This is a genomic window from Steroidobacter gossypii (assembly GCF_016801985.1).
GTDB classification, from domain to species: Bacteria; Pseudomonadota; Gammaproteobacteria; order Steroidobacterales; family Steroidobacteraceae; genus Steroidobacter; species Steroidobacter gossypii.
Genome location: NZ_JAEVLS010000005.1, coordinates 63,270 through 79,977, shown reverse-complemented (window position 1 = coordinate 79,977; position 16,708 = coordinate 63,270). Strand labels below are relative to the sequence as shown.

The window sequence follows — 16,708 nt, the reverse complement described above, 5'->3', positions numbered from 1 at the left end:
GTCGACGAATGGTTCAACAGGCGCGCCATCCGGTTAAGAAACGTCACCGGCTGGCCGTATGGGGGATTCGAGACGGACAGATGCTCACGAAAGTGCTCGGAATGTGCCCTGAATGTGCCAAGGGAGGCGTGTGCAATGCTGCTTATCACTTCGCTATCGTACCAAATCAGCGCGCAATAGTTGTATATAACATGTCGCCGGGCCCAGAACATATGTCGGACGGCGCTTGCTACTACCGAAATATTCCCTGCAGAGCAAGCATCTAAACTGATTTTCGCGTACTGGCGACGGATAAATCCCAAAAGGAATGTCGCTGCGCGGGTCGCAACAGATGTTGTCTGGCTGTTTCATGCGCGCGCGGGCCGCGACGCGGCGAGAAATATTCGCCGACCGAGCCCTCGAGTGTCGCTGCTCGCCGTCGTTCAGCATCCGTCACGGCCGGCCGCCTCGAGCTCGCCGCGGGGTGGGCGGGCGTTGGAAATCGGAAATCACAATCGGACTACGAGGTAATGCGGGGAGGCGAGGTGACGGTCATTCGCAGCTTCGCCCCAGATGGATGTCCGGATCGGATGTCCGGATGGATGCCCCAAATGGATGACCAGAGGGATGCCACGAGTCGGACGCCAAGCGACCCACGCCTGAAGCCGGCGTCATAAATAAGAAACGGCAGCCATCCGCCCCGCTCGCTCGGCCCGCCTCGAGACCGCGGCGGGCCGCCCTGGCCTCGAGACGGGCTGTAAGGAGATCACGCGCAGCGCGATCTGGCGGGCATCGCACCCGAGCCGGGCCGCTCGCCCTGCATGAAACAATGCGAAACAAACGGCGGCGGGGAGGAACATCTGTTCCGGCCAGCGCGCCAGTGGAGTCGTTTTGCAAAGAATGCGGGCAAGCCTGCGGTGGCGGTCCGCACCGCAATGATCCTTATGTCGCGCGGGAACCTTCATGCGCGAGTGCCGGTTGAGAGACCGTCTGGCGACGATGAAAGCTCAACGGGGGCAAGGTATGAACGAATCCACCGACAGCACTACCACTTCAGGAGTGCGCAGCCGAGCGTCGAATTTGAAGCGACGCTTGCAACAGGACGGCAAAGACAAGCTCGAGAGCGGCAAACGTGCGGCGGCGGATCAGATCGCGGAAATCGCGGACGCCATCGACATGGCTGGCGCGCAGCTCGATCAGTCGCAGCCGACACTGGCGAACTATGCATCCAGGCTCGCCGACGGTGTGGCCGGTATTGCGACGCGCCTGCGCGAGGACAGCATCGAAGATCTGTATCGCGACATACGACAGGTGGCGACCCGCCATCCGGGAATGTTTCTGCTGGGCAGCGCCGCGCTGGGGCTGGTGATCTCACGGTTCATGAAAGCGACCGCCGAGGAGGAGGCGTATGCCGCCGAAACCGAAGCGTATGCGACTGAGGATCTGGGCGTGAGCGCCGAGACCGAAGCCCAGCAATGGGGCGAGAGCGCCATGCCGCCGGAGAGCACCGAGAGCCAGCCGTTTTACGACCATAGCGCCGGCGTCGAGTCTCCGGGAACCACGCAAAGAGGAGTGTGAGCCATGGCTTCCTCGCCTGTCTCCGGCGTCACCGACTCCGGATCGGTGACCAGTCTGCTGACGCGTTTGATGGATGACGCGCTCGCGCTTGCGAAAAACGAGATCGCGCTCGCCAAGACCGAAGCCCGCAACGCGCTGCGCGACGTGAAGCAGAGCATCGCGCCGTTCGCGATTGCAGCCGGCGTGCTGCTCGCCGGCATGCTCACACTGGTTGCAACTGCCGTGCTCGCGCTATCCGAAGTCATGCGGCCCTGGCAGGCGGCGTTGATCGTCAGCGTCGTCTTGCTGATTGCCGGATGGCTCCTGCTCAAGGCTGGCCAGCGCAAGTTTGCCCATCTGGGCGAGGACTTCGATCGTACTCAGGAATCGTTACAGAAAGATGCGACGCTGGTCGCGCGGAGGACTCCATGAATGCCACGACTGATGACCGCAGCGCTGCGGACCTGGAGCGCGAAGGCGAGCAGATTCGCGCCAACCTGGATCGCACGCTCGATGAGATTCAACAGCGCCTGTCGCCCGCCGAGCTGATGGATCGTTCCATGGAATTCGTGCGGGAAAATGGCATGGACCTGTTGCAAGAAGCGGCCGATACCGTGCGCCGCAATCCAGTGCCGGTGGTGCTTACCGCAGCAGGGCTGGTCTGGCTGGTGGCGTCGGTCGCGAGGTCGCGCTCCAGCGGCGACGAACAGGATCTCTCCAGCTACCGCGCCGGATCCGATCGCAGCTATTCGAGCTACGGCGGCGATTACCGTGCCGATTATCGCAGCGAGTCCGAGCGCGACGATTGGGACTCCTCTGCACACGGACGCATGGGCAATGCGGCGCATGGCGTTCGTCGAGCCGCGAATCAGATGGGACGCAAGGTGAAGGGCCGGCTGTCGAGCTCCATGCAAACCGTGCAGGGCTATACCCAGAACGGGGGCTCGCATATGGCGGATCTGGTGCGAGAGCAGCCCATTGCGCTCGGCGCGCTGGCGCTCGCGGCAGGCGCGCTGCTCGGCGCAGCGCTACCCATGACTCGCTACGAGAACAGATATGTAGGCCCGGTGCACGATCGCACCATGGCCCGCGCCAAGGAGATGGGCAAACGCGAGTACGAAAACTTGCGTGAGGCCGTGAAGTCCTCGCAGGCCCGAATGCAACGAGGCTCGGATGGGTCGCGCGAAACGCACTGATCGGGACTTCACTGACGCACGAGGAAAACAAACATGGCCGCATCTTTTGCTCCACGCCCGACCCTGGACCGCTCGCTGGGATGGTTCAGTCTCGGTCTCGGCGTGGCAGAGCTCCTTGCGCCCAAGACCGTAGGCAGGATGATCGGTGTGGGCGATCAAAGCACCATGCTGCGAATGTGCGGCATGCGTGAGATTGTCAGCGGGGTGGGATTGCTCTCGGGCCGCGCGCCCGCGACATTCGCGATGTCGCGCGTCGTGGGCGATGTGATGGATCTCGCATTGCTGGGCGCCTCGTTGCGCTCGCCGGATGCGAATCCGACGCGCGTGGCCGCTGCGGCCACGGCGGTCGCAGGCGTTGCGGCGCTGGACTTATATGCAAGCAAGGCGGACCTGCAGTCCTCCCTGGCCGAGGCGCCACAGGATGTGCCGGTCACGACCAGTCTGACGGTCAACAGCCCGCCCGAAGAGGTTTATCAGTTCTGGCGCAAGCTGGAGAACCTGCCGCGCTTCATGACCTATCTGGATTCGGTGCGGCAGGTCGATGAGCGCACCTCGGAATGGGTGGCGCGCGCGCCAGGCGGCGTGAAGCTGCAGTGGCGCTCGGAGATCGTCGAGGACGAGCCGAACCGGTTCATTTCCTGGCGCACCTGTCCGGGTTCGGAAATCAACCACGTCGGCAGCGTGCGCTTCGAAAGCGCGCCCAATGGCAGGGGCACGATCCTGAGGGTCGAGATGTACTACGGATTGCCGGGCGGCCCGATGGCCGCGCGGGTCGGGCAACTCATATCCAACGGGCCGGAAGCCATGGTGCTCGAGGACCTGCGGCGTTTGAAACAATTGATCGAGACCGGCGAAATCGCGACCACGCGCGGCCAGCCGTCAGGCGCTCGCAGCCTCGTGGGTCGCGCGTTCAGCAGGGGTGAATCATGAAAGCAGTGTGCTGGCAGGGCGTTCACAAGGTCGGCGTCGAGGAAGTGCCCGATCCGCGGCTGATCAATCCGCGCGACGCCATCATCAAAGTGCGCAAGGCGGCGATCTGCGGTTCGGATGTGCACCTGTACGATGGCTACATCCCTACCATGATGCGTGGTGACATCCTCGGCCACGAGTTCATGGGCGAGGTGATCGAGACCGGGCCCGGCGTGACCAACCTGTCGCCTGGCGATCGGGTGGTGGTGCCGTTCCCCATTTCCTGCGGCAATTGTTTCTTTTGCGAGCAGGAGTTGTACTCGCTGTGCGAGAACTCCAATCCGAATGCGCGGCTGGCCGAGAAATTCTGGGGCCATTCGCCGTGCGGCATTTTCGGTTACTCGCATCTGCTGGGTGGCTATGCGGGAGGGCAGGCCGAGTACGTGCGCGTGCCGTTCGCGGACGTGGGCCCGTTGAAAATCCCCGATGCGGTCAGCGATGAGCAGGCGCTGTTTCTGGGTGACATCCTGCCCACCGGCTACATGGCGGCGGAGAATTGCAACATCAAGCAGGGCGACACTGTGGCAGTGTGGGGCTGTGGCCCGGTCGGTTTGTTCGCGATCATGAGCGCGAAGGTGCTGGGCGCAGCCCGGGTGATTGGCATCGATCGCTTTCCCGAGCGGCTGAATCTGGCGCGCCGCGCCGGCGCCGAGACCATCAATTACGAGGAAGAGAGCACGCTCGAGGCTTTGAACGAGCTGACCGGCGGGCTCGGGCCGGATGCGTGCATCGACGCGGTCGGCATGGAAGCGCACATGCATGGCGTCCAGCATGCTTACGACAAAGTCAAGCAGGCGTTTCGCATGGAGACGGAACGGCCGGGCGTGGTGCGTGAATGCATTCAGGCCTGTCGCAAGGGCGGCACGGTGTCGGTGCCCGGTGTGTATGGCGGTCTTGCCGACAAAATTCCACTGGGTGCGATCGTCAACAAGGCGCTGACCATCAAGTCGGGTCAGACCCATGTGCAGCGTTATATGAAGCCGCTGCTGGCGCGCATCGAGGCAGGCGAGATCGATCCCACCATGATCATCACGCATCGGGTGGGCATCGAAGAGGTGCCAGACGCGTTTCAGATGTTCCGTGACAAGCAGGACGACTGCGTCAAGGTCGTGGTGAACATGGCGTCTTGAATTGTAGGGCCTCGTTGACGAGGCCGGCGGCGCGCCGGACGCGACCGGATCTGCTTGTCTGGTCGCGCCGGCGCGATGGGATCAAAGGTTTCTCACAACAGCGGCTTGCCGCCCGTGACGGCGACCGTGGCGCCAGAAACGTAGCTCGCCTCATCGCTCGCCAGCATGACATACACCGCCGCCAGCTCGCAGGGCTGGGCCGGACGTTTCATCGGCACCTGCGAACCGAAGTTCGACACTTTCTCTTCGTCCATCGAGGCGGGAATCAGTGGTGTCCACACCGGCCCTGGGGCCACGGTGTTGGCCCGAATGCCTTTCTCGGCGAGCAACTGCGCCAGGCCCGCAGTGAAGTTCTGGATGGCGCCCTTGGTCGTCGCATAGGCGAGCAGGGTCGGGTTGGGAACATCGGCATTGATCGATGCGGTGTTGATGATGCTGCTGCCAGGCTTCATGTGCGGCAGCGCCGCTTTGGTGATGTAGAACATCGCCGAAAGATTGGTGGCGAGGGTCTTGTCCCATTCCTCGTCAGGGATTTTCTCCAGCGCATCGTATGTCATCTGATGCGCGGCGTTGTTCACCAGAATGTCGATGCGGCCCAGCGCATCGACAGTCTTCTTCACCAGCGTGCGGCAATGTTCGGCCTGCGAGATATCGCCTGGCAAGAGCAGACACTTGCGACCGGCCGCTTCGACCAGGCGCTGGGTTTCCTTGGCGTCTTCGTGCTCGTCCAGATAGCTCACCGCCACATCGGCGCCTTCCCGCGCGTACGCGAGCGCGACGGCGCGGCCGATGCCGGAATCGGCGCCGGTGATCAGCGCTTTCTTATCCGTCAGACGATTCGCACCTTTGTAGCTGTCCTCGCCGTAATCCGGCTGCGGCTTCATGGCCGAGCTCGAGCCCGGCAGGGACTGGGTCTGTTTGGGAAACGGCGGTTTGGGAAACTCTTTCTGCGGACTCATGGCGACTCCCGGGCGGCTCCTGCCCAACGGACGTTGAGTCCTGCAGAAGCGCAGAGTGAAAGCCAAAGTTCCTTGATCCAAGTCGCGGGCTCACGCGTTCGCGGGCGGGATGGGAATGGTCAGCCCTTGTTTCACCAGGCCCAGCACCACGTTGGTGGTGAAACGGTGCACGTTGGGGTTCTCCTGCATCAGCTGTGACATCATTGCGTCGAAGGCTTCTGTGTCAGGGGCGGTGACAATGAGCACGAAGTCGTTCTGGCCGGTCACATAAAATACCTGTTGGATCTCGGCGCGTTTCGTCAGCCACTCGCGTAGCTGCGCCAGCAACTCCGGGCGCTCGCGCTCGATCTCGAGCGACACGACGAAGAATGTCGGTCGCCCCACCGCGCGCGGATCCACCACGGCGACGTCACGGACGATGACGCCTTGCTCGCGCATCCGTTTCAGGCGTCGCTGAATGGCGGAGGGGGAGAGGCCCACGTGCTCGGCCAGCTGCTCGGCGGTCTGCATGGAGTCCTGCTGTACCAGATTCAGAAGCAGGCGGTCGAAGCGGTCCAGGTCCATGTCGGGCTTGTCGTAATGAGGGGCGCGGAAAAAACGCATCGCGCCGGCGAGAATCGCGGCGGTTGCGCGCGGTGGTGCTTTTACCATCGTAGCTTACGTGGCTATCGCGGTGAATCTGCCCAATGAAACTGCTCTATCAAACGCACTCTCCCTATGCTCGCAAGGCGCTCGTGTTCGCGTACGAGGTCGGGTTGGCCGATCGCATCGAGGTCGTTCATCACGAGACCAGTCCGCTGCGGCGGAATGAAGAAGTGTTCGCCGCGAATCCTTTGGGCAAGGTGCCTGTGCTGCTGCGGTCGGGGCTGCCGGCGATTTTCGATTCGGATGTGATATGCGCATATCTCGATACCCTGCATGCGGGGGCGCGGTTGATCCCGTTGGAAGGGGAGGGCCGATGGCAGGCGCTTCAGATGCAAGCGGTCGCGCAGGGGATCGCGGATGCAGGCATTGCGATTCGCTGGGAGACGCAGCGTCGGCCCAAGGAGCTGCGTTATGCGCCGCTGCGTGATGGTTATGTCACCAAGTTACTCGCCAGCTACGATTGGCTGGAGCAGTCGCTCGACACCTCGGCGCCGCTCCATGTTGGCCACATCGCCCTCGCCACTGCCCTGAGCTGGCTGGAATTCCGCGAGCTCCCCACCTTCCGACCTCGCCCCCGCCTGACGCGGTGGTTCGACGAATTCAGCAGCCGCCCCTCCATGCTCGCCACCCCTCTGTGGGGCCAGACCCAGGACTGACACAGCAAACAAAACACTTCCCCCTCCCGGCAGGTCGCCACGGGAGGGGGCTAGCGAAAAAGAAAGGCGCCGCGCCTCAGCGGGGATAGTCCAGGCTCGGGTACCAATCGGGACGGCGACCCTCGGGGGTGCAATCGAGCACCGTCCAGATCGGCATGAGATCGGGCGCGCCGCGCGGGTCCTGGCCCGGGTCGGCTTGTTCGAAGCCCATCTCGCCCGCCCAGAAATGCCTGATCACACCATCCCGCCGCGTGAACACATTGATCGCGGCCGTGTCTTCGAACTCCGGTGTGTTGGCGTAATAGTCCTTGCTGTACTCGCCGTCCGTATCCGAATACAACTTGAGATTGCGCCACCCCCGCGCCCGGGTGAACTCGAGCACTTTCTCGAGCGGCGACTGCGCAATCACCGCCAGCGCCACATTCTGTTCGATGTCCTGCGCCTCGCCCTCCCAGGCGCTCAACAGCGACGTGCACATCGGACACGGCTTCTGCCGCTGCGGGCCGAACATGTAGCTGTAGACCACCAGCGTCTGCTTGTCGCCGAACAGGTCGGCGAAGCTCACGGGCCCGCGCTCGCTCTGAAAGCGATAGGCTTTTTTCACTTCACCGCCCGGCGGCAGCGCCCGACGCATCTCGGCGACGCGTTCGATGTGACGGCGTAGCTCGATCTCCTCCGCCAGCAAGGCAGTGCGAGCCCGCCGATACTCGGCGCTCTCGTTGGGAAAGCGGATGTTGCCCCGGGCGGCGAGCTCCGCCGCCGGGATCAGCGTGTCGTTCTGTGCCATGTCGCGTCTCCTTGGAGCCTGGGACGAGGATCGACGTCGAGCCCACCCCGCGCGCTCATCCTCAATCTTCATGCCCCAAGGACGCTTGGCGCCCGGCCCAATCGACAGGCGTCGCAAAATATTGCGGGTCGAGCTGATATATTATTGTCACGCTCTGATATGCGCCCAGCGAGCCCAGGGTCGTGCGGTCCAACGCCGGAACCGGCGGCCGGCGAATACAATCCCGGGACTCTGGCCCGCGACGAGCGCAAGGTACGCGGAGGAAAGGTTCATTGATTCTCGCTTCGTCCAAAGATTTTCGCCGGGCTGCGCAACGTCGTCTGCCGCGTTTTCTGTTCGACTACATCGATGGCGGCGCTTACGACGAGCGCACCATGCACACCAATGTCAGCGACCTTACCGAGATCGCGCTCAAGCAGCGGGTGTTGCGCGATGTTTCCAAGATCGATCTGAGCACCACCTTGTTCGGCCGCAAGCTGTCCATGCCGGTGGCGCTCGGCCCCGTCGGCATTTCCGGCATGTGCGCGCGGCGTGGCGAGACGCAGGCCGCGCTGGCCGCCTGCAATGCGGGCGTGCCGTTCACGTTGTCCACAGTGTCGATCTGCTCGCTCGAAGAAGTCGCGAAGGGTTGCCCGGCGCCGATCTGGTTTCAGCTGTATGTGATTCGCGATCGCGGCTTCATGCGAGACATGTTGGCGCGAGCCAAGGCGGTCGGCGTGCAGGCGCTGGTGTTCACGGTCGATATGCCGGTTCCCGGCGCTCGCTATCGTGATGCGCACTCCGGCATGTCCGGTCGCTACGCGCCGCTACAGCGAGTGTTGCAGGCGATGGGCAAGCCGGGCTGGGCGTGGGATGTGGGCCTGCATGGTCGGCCGCATTCGCTCGGCAACCTGGCCTCGGTGCTGGGCGCGAAGAGTGGCTTGGGCGACTACATGGGTTGGCTGGGCGCGAACTTCGATCCCGCCATTCGCTGGGAAGATCTGGATTGGTTGCGCCAGGCGTGGGACGGGCCGCTGATCATCAAGGGCATTCTGGATCCCGACGATGCGAAATCCGCCGCCAAACTGGGCGCGGACGGCATCGTTGTTTCCAATCACGGCGGCCGTCAGCTCGACGGCGTTCTGTCCTCGGCGCGCGCCTTGCCGGCCATCGCCGATGCAGTGAAAGGCAAGCTCACCATTCTTGCGGACTCGGGTGTCCGATCCGGCCTGGATGTGGTGCGGCTGATGGCATTGGGCGCCGAGGGCGTGATGCTGGGGCGCGCGTGGGCGTTCGCGCTCGCCGCCAACGGCGGCGCGGGCGTCAGCCAGATGCTGGATATTTTTGCGAAGGAAATGCGCGTGGCGATGGCGTTGACCAGTGTGTGCAACGTGAGTGAGATCGATCGCTCCATCCTCGCCTGAGAATCTGTCAGGAATCATCTCTTCATGCCCCGTCCAAGCCTGCTCATCACGCGTCGATTGCCCGCTGCGGTGCTGGAGCGTCTGCGCGCCAGCTATGAAGTGACCGTCAATCCCGACGACCGGCCGCTCGGCCCCGAAGCGTTGTTGATGGCGCTGCGAAGCTACGATGCGTTGTCGCCCACCATCACCGATAAGCTCGACGCGGCGCTGTTGCTGAGCGCCGGCTTGAGGACGCGCATCATCGCGAACTTCGGTGCAGGCTTCGAGCACATCGACCTGGCCGCGGCGAAGAGCGCAAATCTGGTGGTGACCAACACGCCCGATGCGCTCACGGATGCCACCGCCGAGCTCACCCTTCTGTTGATCCTGATGACGAGCCGACGCGCAGGCGAGGGCGAGCGTCTGGTGCGCACCGGCAAATGGACCGGCTGGGCCCCGACGCAATTGCTTGGCATGGATGTGAAAGGAAAAACACTGGGCCTGATCGGCTTCGGCCGCATCGCCAAGGAGGCTGCGCGACGGGCGCGAGCGGCACTCGGAATGCGCATCGCATATCACTCGCGTACTCGCGCGACTGCCGAAGAAGAGCGCGCGCTCGCCGCCGAACATCATGCGACGCTGGAAAGCCTGTTGGCCGCCTCCGATATCGTGTCGTTACATTGCCCCGGCGGCGCGGCCACGCGTCACTTGATCAATGCGCAAACCCTTTCTCGCATGAAACCTTCGGCGATTCTCATCAACACCGCGCGCGGCAGCGTGGTGGACGAAGAGGCGCTGGCCACGGCGCTCGCGCAACGACAGATCGCTGCTGCCGGGCTGGATGTTTACGAGCGCGAGCCGGCGGTGTCGGCGGCGTTGCAGGAGCTCGAGAACGTGGTCCTGCTGCCGCACCTGGGCAGCGCCACGCTGGAAGCGCGTACTGCGATGGGCATGCAAATGGCCGATAATCTCGACAGCTTCTTCGCCGGCCGAACGCCTCCCAACCGTGTCGCCTGAACCAACCTCCGCTGCGGCCCTGATCGAACGCGCCATCCGGGCTCGATTGCCGGAGCGAGGCAAGCGGCCGTTGGTGGTCGGCATCTGTGGCAGTCAGGGCAGCGGCAAGAGCACGGTTTGCAAAACGCTCACCGCGCAGTTCAGCCAGGCCGGGCTCAGCGTTGCAAACCTTTCTCTCGACGATCTGTATCTATCGCTCGCGGATCGAGTAACGCTTGCGAAGCATGTGCATCCACTGCTTCGCACGCGCGGCGTGCCCGGAACGCACGACACGAAGCTTGGAGTTCACACGTTGAACGCGCTCGCGCACAGCGGGCGAGTGCCGCTGCCGCGCTTCGACAAAGCCATCGACGATCGCCGCCCCGCTTCCCAGTGGGATTCGGTTCAAGGGCCTGCGCAACTGGTGTTGTTCGAAGGCTGGTGCGTCGGCGCGCGCCCGCAGGGGCTCGAAGCGCTGGATCAACCGGTGAATCAGCTCGAAGCCAATGAGGATGTCGACGGTCGTTGGCGCCGCTACGTCAACGATGCGTTGGGTGGCGAATACCAACGTCTGTTCGCCAAGATCGATCTGCTGGTGCTGCTCGCGGCGCCTTCGTTCGATGTGGTGCTCAAATGGCGCACTCAACAGGAGCAGGAGCTGCGCGCGCAAACCACTGGGAGCGTTTCAGGCGTGATGAATGACGCCGCGCTCGCGCGCTTCGTCCAGCACTACGAGCGACTGACCCGACACATCCTGATCGAGATGCCTGGCCGCGCGGATCTGGTGATCCGGCTGGGGGCGGATCGCTCGGTGATTGGCTGAGCCGCGCCGCTCGTTCGAGACGATCAAAACATCCCGAGAATGCGTTGGAGCGCCGCCTGGAAATGGCGGCCCAGCGCCGCTTCGGCCTGATCGGCATCGCGCCGCAGACAGGCGTCCAGGATCTCCATGTGCTCGCGCAAGGTGCGCAAGGCCAGCGGCGCTGTGATGCGCCGATCCAGCTTGATCAACGTCAGATAGTTCTTGAGCCGCCGCGCCGTGGTCTCGATCAGCGGATTGCGCAGGCTCGCCACCATCTCGCCATGCAATCGTTCTTCCAGTACTTGCAGCAGCTCGGAATGCTCGGCGAGGAAGCCATCGGCGCCAATCCGTTCGAGCAACGACTGATGATCCTGCATCAGTTGCGTAATCGCGGCTGCGTCTGCGGTTTCCGCATAGGTCCGGACCGCTGCGCGCTCCATGATGGAACGGAATTGATAAGTGCTGCGCGCCAGCTCCAGATCCGGCTTCAGGAACTCGATGCCGGCGCGCGGATGAATAGTGAGCACGCCTTCTGCTTCCAGAATGCGCAGCGCATCGCGCAGCGGCTGCACCGGCACGCCGAACATGCGGACCAGGTCGTTTTGCGAAAGAAACGCGCCGGCGGCGATTTTGCGAGTAAACAGGCCTTCGAGAATGGCCTGATACGCCACTTCGCTCAGTCGACGACCCTCGGCCGCGGGTTCCGCGTCGCGGGCGGGAGCAGGGCGCATGTCCTGTTGCGGGCTTCGTCGGCTGGGCATGCTTGCAATGGTATATCAGTGAGTTGGATTTGTTCGCATGGTCCGGCGCGCACGCCCCCGCATGAAAACGCCCAGCGCACGCCGCGCAGGCGAGCTGGGGGTCAACAGCGGCAGCCGGCGACGCGCGGCTGCATCTATACTTTCGGCCGCACGGCCTCGATGGCGTGCAACTCGTCCACTTCACGAGGGAAGCCATGAAATTACTTCGCTTCGGCCCGCCCGGACAGGAGCGGCCAGGACTGCTGGATGCCACTGGCAAGATTCGCGATCTCAGCAGCGTGGTGACGGACATCGCTGGAGACGCGTTGACGCCTGCGGGACTGGACCGGCTGGCGTCGATCGATCCGTCGACGCTGCCCCGGGTCGAGGACGGCGTGCGTCTCGGCGCATGCGTGGGTCGGATCGGCAAATTCATTTGTATCGGCCTGAACTTCTCCGATCACGCCGCCGAGTCGAACCTGCCGATTCCCAGCGAGCCGGTGGTGTTCGGCAAATGGACCAGCGCGGTGGTCGGGCCGAACGACGACATCGAGATTCCTCGCGGCTCGCTCAAGACGGATTGGGAAGTCGAGCTCGGCGTGGTGATCGGCCAGGGCGGTCGTTACATCGAGGAGGCGCATGCGATGTCACATGTTGCCGGGTACTGCGTGATCAACGACGTTTCCGAGCGCGAGTATCAGCTCGAGCGCGGCGGCACCTGGGACAAGGGCAAAGGCTGCGACACATTCGGCCCGACCGGTCCGTGGCTGGTCACCAGGGACGAAGTCCCGGATCCGCACGCGCTGCGCATGTGGCTGGAAGTGGACGGCAAGCGCTATCAGGACGGCAGCAGCGCCAACATGATCTTTCGCATTCCATTCCTCATCAGCTATCTGAGCCGCATGATGAGCCTGCACCCCGGCGATTTGATTTCCACCGGGACGCCTGCAGGTGTGGGCCTGGGGCAGAAGCCGCCCGTCTATCTGCGCGCCGGAAACGTCGTGCGTCTGGGCATCGATAAACTGGGCGAGCAGCGACAGCTGGTCAAAGCGTACGCGGGCTGAGGCTTTTCAAGGCAGCGGCCGCAATCCTTCCACGCGCACTTGCCAGCCTTCTTTCGGGAAGCCGGGCAAGTGCGCAAGCTCGCCATCCCAGCCGGCAGCCATCAGCCCGACGGCGAGCAGCAAGCCGCCGTTCGATGGGAAATACGTTTCAGCAAGGCGACGATAACCTGCGTCCGCATTCGGAGTGCTGGCAGCGGAGGGCGCCAGATCGGCCGCGTGCTCATTCAAATGCACGCGCGGCGTCATGCCACTGACACCGAATTGGAAATTCCTCGAGGCATGCAGCAAGTAATCGACGGCCTTGTCCGGCTCGTGGAGCCGGGCGGCCGTCATGGCGAGCAGAGGGAAGTCCCAACCCCACGTCTGCCGCAGATCCCAATGTGACTCGACCGCGCGCAGCGTTCGACGCATCGTTTCGCGATCGACGCTGGCGCCGGGTAGCAGACCGAGCGCGCCGACGAACGAGGGATGATCGCGATTCCAACACTGCCCGGCCGTCTTGCCGTTCGAGCATGAAGGGCTGCGCGCCTGCTGCCACTGCTCTGGAAACGACTCGACGGCCAGATACAGCCCGTCCCGCTGCGGCAACGGCGAGAGTTTCTGGAGCACCTGATCCCACTCCGGCTTGCGCGGCATCTTCAGACGCTCACGCCAGCTCTGCGCCGTTGCAAGACCGAAGCGGAAATACTCGAGCTCGAACGTCGGATTGAACGTGCTCAACGGCGGAAACACTTCCTGCGCGGGAATCAGCGGCGGTCCCAGCACGTAGCGATCGCGTTGCCCATCATAGTGCGCGAACGAGGCGAGCAGCTCGGCCGTTTCGAACACCAGCTCCTGGTACTGCGCCAACGTCACCGGATTCGGCCGGTCGCGATAGATCAGCTCGGCCAGAAAAATAGGATGAGGCTGCTGCCACATCAGGAAGGGCGTGATGGTGCTCGGGCTTTCAAGACCGTCGGGGCCGACCATCTTGGGCCACCACGCGCCCTTCACGCCATGAGCAGCCGCCCGCGCCCTGGCTTGCGGCAGATGCTGCTGATACCAGGGCATGCTGCGTTCGAGAAGCTCCGTCCGGCCCCACAGCGCAAAGTGCGCGGCGTGCCAGGGATGCATCTCCAGATGAAACTTTCCGTTCCAGCTGTTGGAGAACAGGCCTTCCTCCTGCGGCGGCATCGTGCCGGCCGCGTTGAGCGCCATCAGATATTGAGACAGCACGACCCGGCGCTCCAGCTCCTTGGCACGAGGATCGGTGCTGCCGGAGAAATCGATGACGCCGCCGTTGTTCCAATGCGTATCCCAATGCGTGGTTACTGCCGCGCGCGTGGTCGCTGCAGAGGGCAGCGGCTGCTGATGTCGCTCTGGCGTAAACAGCACGCTGAAGGTGAAGCTGCCGTCGTTGTCCTTCGGCAGAACGCGGATGGTGTGAGGCGCCACGGAGTCGAATGTCACATCTTCATCGCTCGCGGCTTCGACGAAGTAGCGCGTGTCATCGAGGCGCCGCTCGATCGAGAGCTGTCGCGCCGTGCGCGCCAGCACTTCGGTGCTGTGGCGCTCCGGATGCTGCCAGTCCGCGGGATTCGGATTGAGCTGCGCGGCGACGCCAGGAAACTTCAGATCGATGCCCAGTCGCGAGCGATCGAAGGAAGGCGCGTTGATGCGGACCAGGAGCAGATCGAGTCGTGGATGCACGCTGGTCTCCACGTCCACCGGGCGGCCTTCGAACTCGAAACGACTCTGCAACGTGCCGCGCCACAAGTCCAAGGTTTGCGAGGTCTGTTTCAGATCCCTGAACTTCGCAGGATGGCCGTCGCTCGACAGCAGATGCAGTGACAGACGGCCCAACGAGAATCGGTGCGGGTTCTCGCGCAGCCATTGAATCTCCGGGCGCTTTGCCTCCGACCAATCCTCGAGCCAAGGATATTGTCGCGCCTGCCCGCGAACGTCGACGGAAACGAGGCTGTCTTCGTACTGATATCCTTTGGGATTGGGGAAGCTGTGCCACGCCCATTGCGCTTGGGTGAGCAGCGGCGACAGCGGCGAGTACTGCTCCTGAAATGTCTGCAGCCCCGTGATGTCGGCGGTGAAAGCGATGTTGCCATTGCCCACCATCAGCGGCGCCGACGGATCGACGCGCGTCAGCGTCGGATTGTGCCGGGTCACGAGCGCTTGCCGATCGATGCGCGTGTCTTTGACGCGCACCCAGTCGAAGTCGGCGATGCCGCCGCCGGCTTTGTGGGAGGTGTAGGTGAACAGGGCAGGGCGGGCGCCCTTCCACCAGCTGAACATCAGTTTGGCGCGTGTGCCAAAGGGCTTGAAGGTCTTGCCGTCGTCCAGACTGTAGGAGTAGCGCGCGAACTCGTCATCGACATTGACCCGAAGCAGCAGCGACTCTGTGGTGATGACATCGCCGGTGGTCTCGTTGCCCGCATAAGAGAAGGTGAGGCGACGCTGGCCGGACTGCTGGGTCAGTCCGATCCAGCTGGGCCGCTTGCCGAACATCGCCAGCCCCGCCTTCTGTCCATCGTGCATCTGCCTCACCACGATGCGCGTCGTAATCTGCGACGATCGACCGTGCAGAACCTGGGTGAGTGTGTTCTTCGCGCTGACGAAGTTCGGCGCGGGCATCGCTTTCAAGCGCAGATAGCCGCGACGCTCGCTCAGGCTCCAGTGTGAGTTCGCGGGATTGTGATTCCACTCCCACTGCACGCCCAGCTGCGCGCTGTCGAACTCGTCCGATGTTTGTATCGAGACCGGATCGAACGTGCCGCCCACGTCCGGAACGGCATGCGACAGCACGGGCTGGCCGTTCGGCGCGCCCGGCAGCAGCTCGCCCATCACAGGCCAGCCGTCCTCCCAGCGCACGGGCTGCATGTGCACGATGCGGCCGTAGGCGCCGGTGCTGTTGAAGTGCAGGAACCAGCCCTGGGCCGACGGCGTCTCGACGTATCCACCCTGATGAGGCGCCTGCACGTGAGTCGTGCCTTTGGAAAGCACGGTGCGAACGTCATAGGGACCATAGATATCCCGCGAGCGAAGCACGGCTTGCGGGCCCTCGCCCACGCCGCCGTACGGCGCGAAGATGTAGTAATAGCCGTCACGCTTGAGCAGCTTCGGGCCTTCGAGGATGGGCAGGCGCTCTTTGTCTTCGACGATCACTGTGCCGGCGTCGAGCACCTTGGTGCCATCGGCGGTCATCTTGCGCAGGATCAATGGCCCGGCGCCGACGCGCGAATGAATCAGATAAGCGTTGCCATCGTCGTCCCAGAGCGGGCAGGGATCTTCCAGGTTCGGCTCGTCGATGACTTTGACCGGCGCGCTCCACGGGCCTTCGGCGCGAGCCGCACTCGCCATGAACACGCCTTCGGTGGGCGTTGCGAAGTACACATAGAAGCGCCCGTCATGAAAGCGGATTGCAGGCGCCCACACGCCGGCGGCGTAGCGATGGCCCATCCTGGTGTTGAACGGGATGCGCTCGGTGGTGTCGTCGAACTCCACCGGGCCGGGCAAGTCATAGCTGGGATGAAAGTCGAGCCGCGACAGCACGTGGCCGATCAGCTGCCAGTGCACCAGGTCCTTGGATTTCAACACCGGCAGGCCCGGCGAGAAATGAAACGTCGAGGCCACCATGTAGTAGCTGTCCCCGACGCGAATCACATCCGGATCGGAATAGTCCGAATGCAGCACCGGATTGCGATAGATGCGCGGCGGATCGGCGGCGCCGGCGGGGGTGGTTACAAAAGAGGCAGCCAGCGCCAGCGCGCCGGCCAGAGCAAACGCAATCGGTTTCATGTTCGATCCCTGTGGCGGCGTGACAGCATGGGGGTGACCATCACGCCGCCACCTTTC

15 protein-coding genes are annotated in these 16,708 nt (G+C 63.5%); 10 read left to right on the top strand and 5 right to left on the bottom strand.

Features of this window, described 5'->3' with window-relative positions; translation table 11 throughout:
* The first annotated feature begins 1,002 nt into the window (after positions 1-1,002).
* From JM946_RS20805 to JM946_RS20785, 5 genes are read left to right on the top strand one after another with little or no spacing between them, the layout of a single operon-like run.
* A complete protein-coding gene (locus JM946_RS20805) occupies positions 1,003-1,557 on the top strand; it encodes a hypothetical protein (protein ID WP_203169298.1) in 555 nt (184 codons plus the stop codon).
* 3 nt (positions 1,558-1,560) lie between these two features.
* Positions 1,561-1,968 carry a phage holin family protein gene (locus tag JM946_RS20800; RefSeq protein ID WP_203169297.1) on the top strand — a complete coding sequence of 136 codons (408 nt, stop codon included), beginning with the start codon at positions 1,561-1,563 and terminating at the stop codon, positions 1,966-1,968.
* Positions 1,965-2,732 (top strand): DUF3618 domain-containing protein, encoded by a 768-nt coding sequence (locus tag JM946_RS20795; RefSeq protein WP_203169296.1) that lies wholly within the window; start codon positions 1,965-1,967, stop codon positions 2,730-2,732. Before JM946_RS20800 ends, JM946_RS20795 begins: the two co-directional genes overlap by 4 nt.
* A gap of 33 nt (positions 2,733-2,765) precedes the next feature.
* A complete protein-coding gene (locus JM946_RS20790; RefSeq protein WP_203169295.1) occupies positions 2,766-3,662 on the top strand; it encodes an SRPBCC family protein in 897 nt (298 codons plus the stop codon).
* Entirely contained in the window at positions 3,659-4,831 is a 1,173-nt protein-coding gene (locus JM946_RS20785) for a zinc-dependent alcohol dehydrogenase (RefSeq protein ID WP_203169294.1), read from the top strand. Before JM946_RS20790 ends, JM946_RS20785 begins: the two co-directional genes overlap by 4 nt.
* 92 nt (positions 4,832-4,923) lie before the next feature.
* Here the strand turns inward: JM946_RS20785 and JM946_RS20780 are convergent, their stop codons facing one another.
* Both JM946_RS20780 and JM946_RS20775 read right to left on the bottom strand, forming a co-directional pair.
* Complete coding sequence (locus JM946_RS20780; protein ID WP_203169293.1) at positions 4,924-5,790, bottom strand: SDR family oxidoreductase; 867 nt, start codon at positions 5,788-5,790, stop codon at positions 4,924-4,926.
* A 90-nt stretch (positions 5,791-5,880) separates the two neighbouring features.
* Positions 5,881-6,441 (bottom strand): Lrp/AsnC family transcriptional regulator, encoded by a 561-nt coding sequence (locus JM946_RS20775; protein WP_203169292.1) that lies wholly within the window; start codon positions 6,439-6,441, stop codon positions 5,881-5,883.
* Positions 6,442-6,476: 35 nt separating this feature from the next.
* Here JM946_RS20775 and JM946_RS20770 point away from each other — a divergent pair, with 35 nt between their 5' ends.
* Positions 6,477-7,091, top strand: a complete 615-nt coding sequence (locus JM946_RS20770) for a glutathione S-transferase family protein (protein WP_203169291.1) — start codon at positions 6,477-6,479, stop codon at positions 7,089-7,091.
* Positions 7,092-7,167: 76 nt separating this feature from the next.
* On the opposite strand, the gene JM946_RS20765 is transcribed toward JM946_RS20770, so the two are convergent.
* Positions 7,168-7,878: a DUF899 family protein gene (locus JM946_RS20765; protein WP_203169290.1), complete on the bottom strand. Its 711-nt coding sequence runs from the start codon at positions 7,876-7,878 to the stop codon at positions 7,168-7,170.
* A 272-nt stretch (positions 7,879-8,150) separates the two neighbouring features.
* Here JM946_RS20765 and lldD point away from each other — a divergent pair, with 272 nt between their 5' ends.
* The 3 genes from lldD to JM946_RS20750 are packed head-to-tail and all read left to right on the top strand — an operon-like array spanning position 8,151 to position 11,079.
* Positions 8,151-9,281: an FMN-dependent L-lactate dehydrogenase LldD gene (gene lldD / locus JM946_RS20760; RefSeq protein ID WP_203169289.1), complete on the top strand. Its 1,131-nt coding sequence runs from the start codon at positions 8,151-8,153 to the stop codon at positions 9,279-9,281.
* A gap of 24 nt (positions 9,282-9,305) precedes the next feature.
* Positions 9,306-10,277: a 2-hydroxyacid dehydrogenase gene (locus JM946_RS20755; RefSeq protein WP_203169288.1), complete on the top strand. Its 972-nt coding sequence runs from the start codon at positions 9,306-9,308 to the stop codon at positions 10,275-10,277.
* Positions 10,267-11,079, top strand: a complete 813-nt coding sequence (locus JM946_RS20750; RefSeq protein WP_203169287.1) for a hypothetical protein — start codon at positions 10,267-10,269, stop codon at positions 11,077-11,079. Before JM946_RS20755 ends, JM946_RS20750 begins: the two co-directional genes overlap by 11 nt.
* 23 nt (positions 11,080-11,102) lie before the next feature.
* Here JM946_RS20750 and JM946_RS20745 read toward each other — a convergent pair whose 3' ends face one another.
* Positions 11,103-11,819, bottom strand: a complete 717-nt coding sequence (locus tag JM946_RS20745; RefSeq protein ID WP_218043031.1) for a GntR family transcriptional regulator — start codon at positions 11,817-11,819, stop codon at positions 11,103-11,105.
* Between the two features lie 194 nt (positions 11,820-12,013).
* Between JM946_RS20745 and JM946_RS20740 the strand changes: the two genes are divergently transcribed.
* Positions 12,014-12,862 carry a fumarylacetoacetate hydrolase family protein gene (locus JM946_RS20740; RefSeq protein ID WP_203169285.1) on the top strand — a complete coding sequence of 283 codons (849 nt, stop codon included), beginning with the start codon at positions 12,014-12,016 and terminating at the stop codon, positions 12,860-12,862.
* Positions 12,863-12,868: 6 nt separating this feature from the next.
* Here the strand turns inward: JM946_RS20740 and JM946_RS20735 are convergent, their stop codons facing one another.
* Positions 12,869-16,651, bottom strand: a complete 3,783-nt coding sequence (locus tag JM946_RS20735) for a glycoside hydrolase family 43 protein (protein ID WP_203169284.1) — start codon at positions 16,649-16,651, stop codon at positions 12,869-12,871.
* Positions 16,652-16,708: the final 57 nt, after the last annotated feature.

Bases quoted from the DNA above. Each gene is read 5' to 3' on its own strand.
- JM946_RS20790 (WP_203169295.1), top strand. From the start codon at position 2,766: ATGGCCGCATCTTTTGCTCCACGCCCGACCCTGGACCGCTCGCTGGGA.
- JM946_RS20745 (WP_218043031.1), bottom strand. From the start codon at position 11,819: ATGCCCAGCCGACGAAGCCCGCAACAGGACATGCGCCCTGCTCCCGCC.
- JM946_RS20735 (WP_203169284.1), bottom strand. From the start codon at position 16,651: ATGAAACCGATTGCGTTTGCTCTGGCCGGCGCGCTGGCGCTGGCTGCC.
- JM946_RS20800 (WP_203169297.1), top strand. From the start codon at position 1,561: ATGGCTTCCTCGCCTGTCTCCGGCGTCACCGACTCCGGATCGGTGACC.
- JM946_RS20780 (WP_203169293.1), bottom strand. From the start codon at position 5,790: ATGAGTCCGCAGAAAGAGTTTCCCAAACCGCCGTTTCCCAAACAGACC.
- JM946_RS20765 (WP_203169290.1), bottom strand. From the start codon at position 7,878: ATGGCACAGAACGACACGCTGATCCCGGCGGCGGAGCTCGCCGCCCGG.
- JM946_RS20785 (WP_203169294.1), top strand. From the start codon at position 3,659: ATGAAAGCAGTGTGCTGGCAGGGCGTTCACAAGGTCGGCGTCGAGGAA.
- JM946_RS20795 (WP_203169296.1), top strand. From the start codon at position 1,965: ATGAATGCCACGACTGATGACCGCAGCGCTGCGGACCTGGAGCGCGAA.
- JM946_RS20740 (WP_203169285.1), top strand. From the start codon at position 12,014: ATGAAATTACTTCGCTTCGGCCCGCCCGGACAGGAGCGGCCAGGACTG.
- JM946_RS20770 (WP_203169291.1), top strand. From the start codon at position 6,477: ATGAAACTGCTCTATCAAACGCACTCTCCCTATGCTCGCAAGGCGCTC.
- JM946_RS20805 (WP_203169298.1), top strand. From the start codon at position 1,003: ATGAACGAATCCACCGACAGCACTACCACTTCAGGAGTGCGCAGCCGA.
- JM946_RS20775 (WP_203169292.1), bottom strand. From the start codon at position 6,441: ATGGTAAAAGCACCACCGCGCGCAACCGCCGCGATTCTCGCCGGCGCG.
- JM946_RS20755 (WP_203169288.1), top strand. From the start codon at position 9,306: ATGCCCCGTCCAAGCCTGCTCATCACGCGTCGATTGCCCGCTGCGGTG.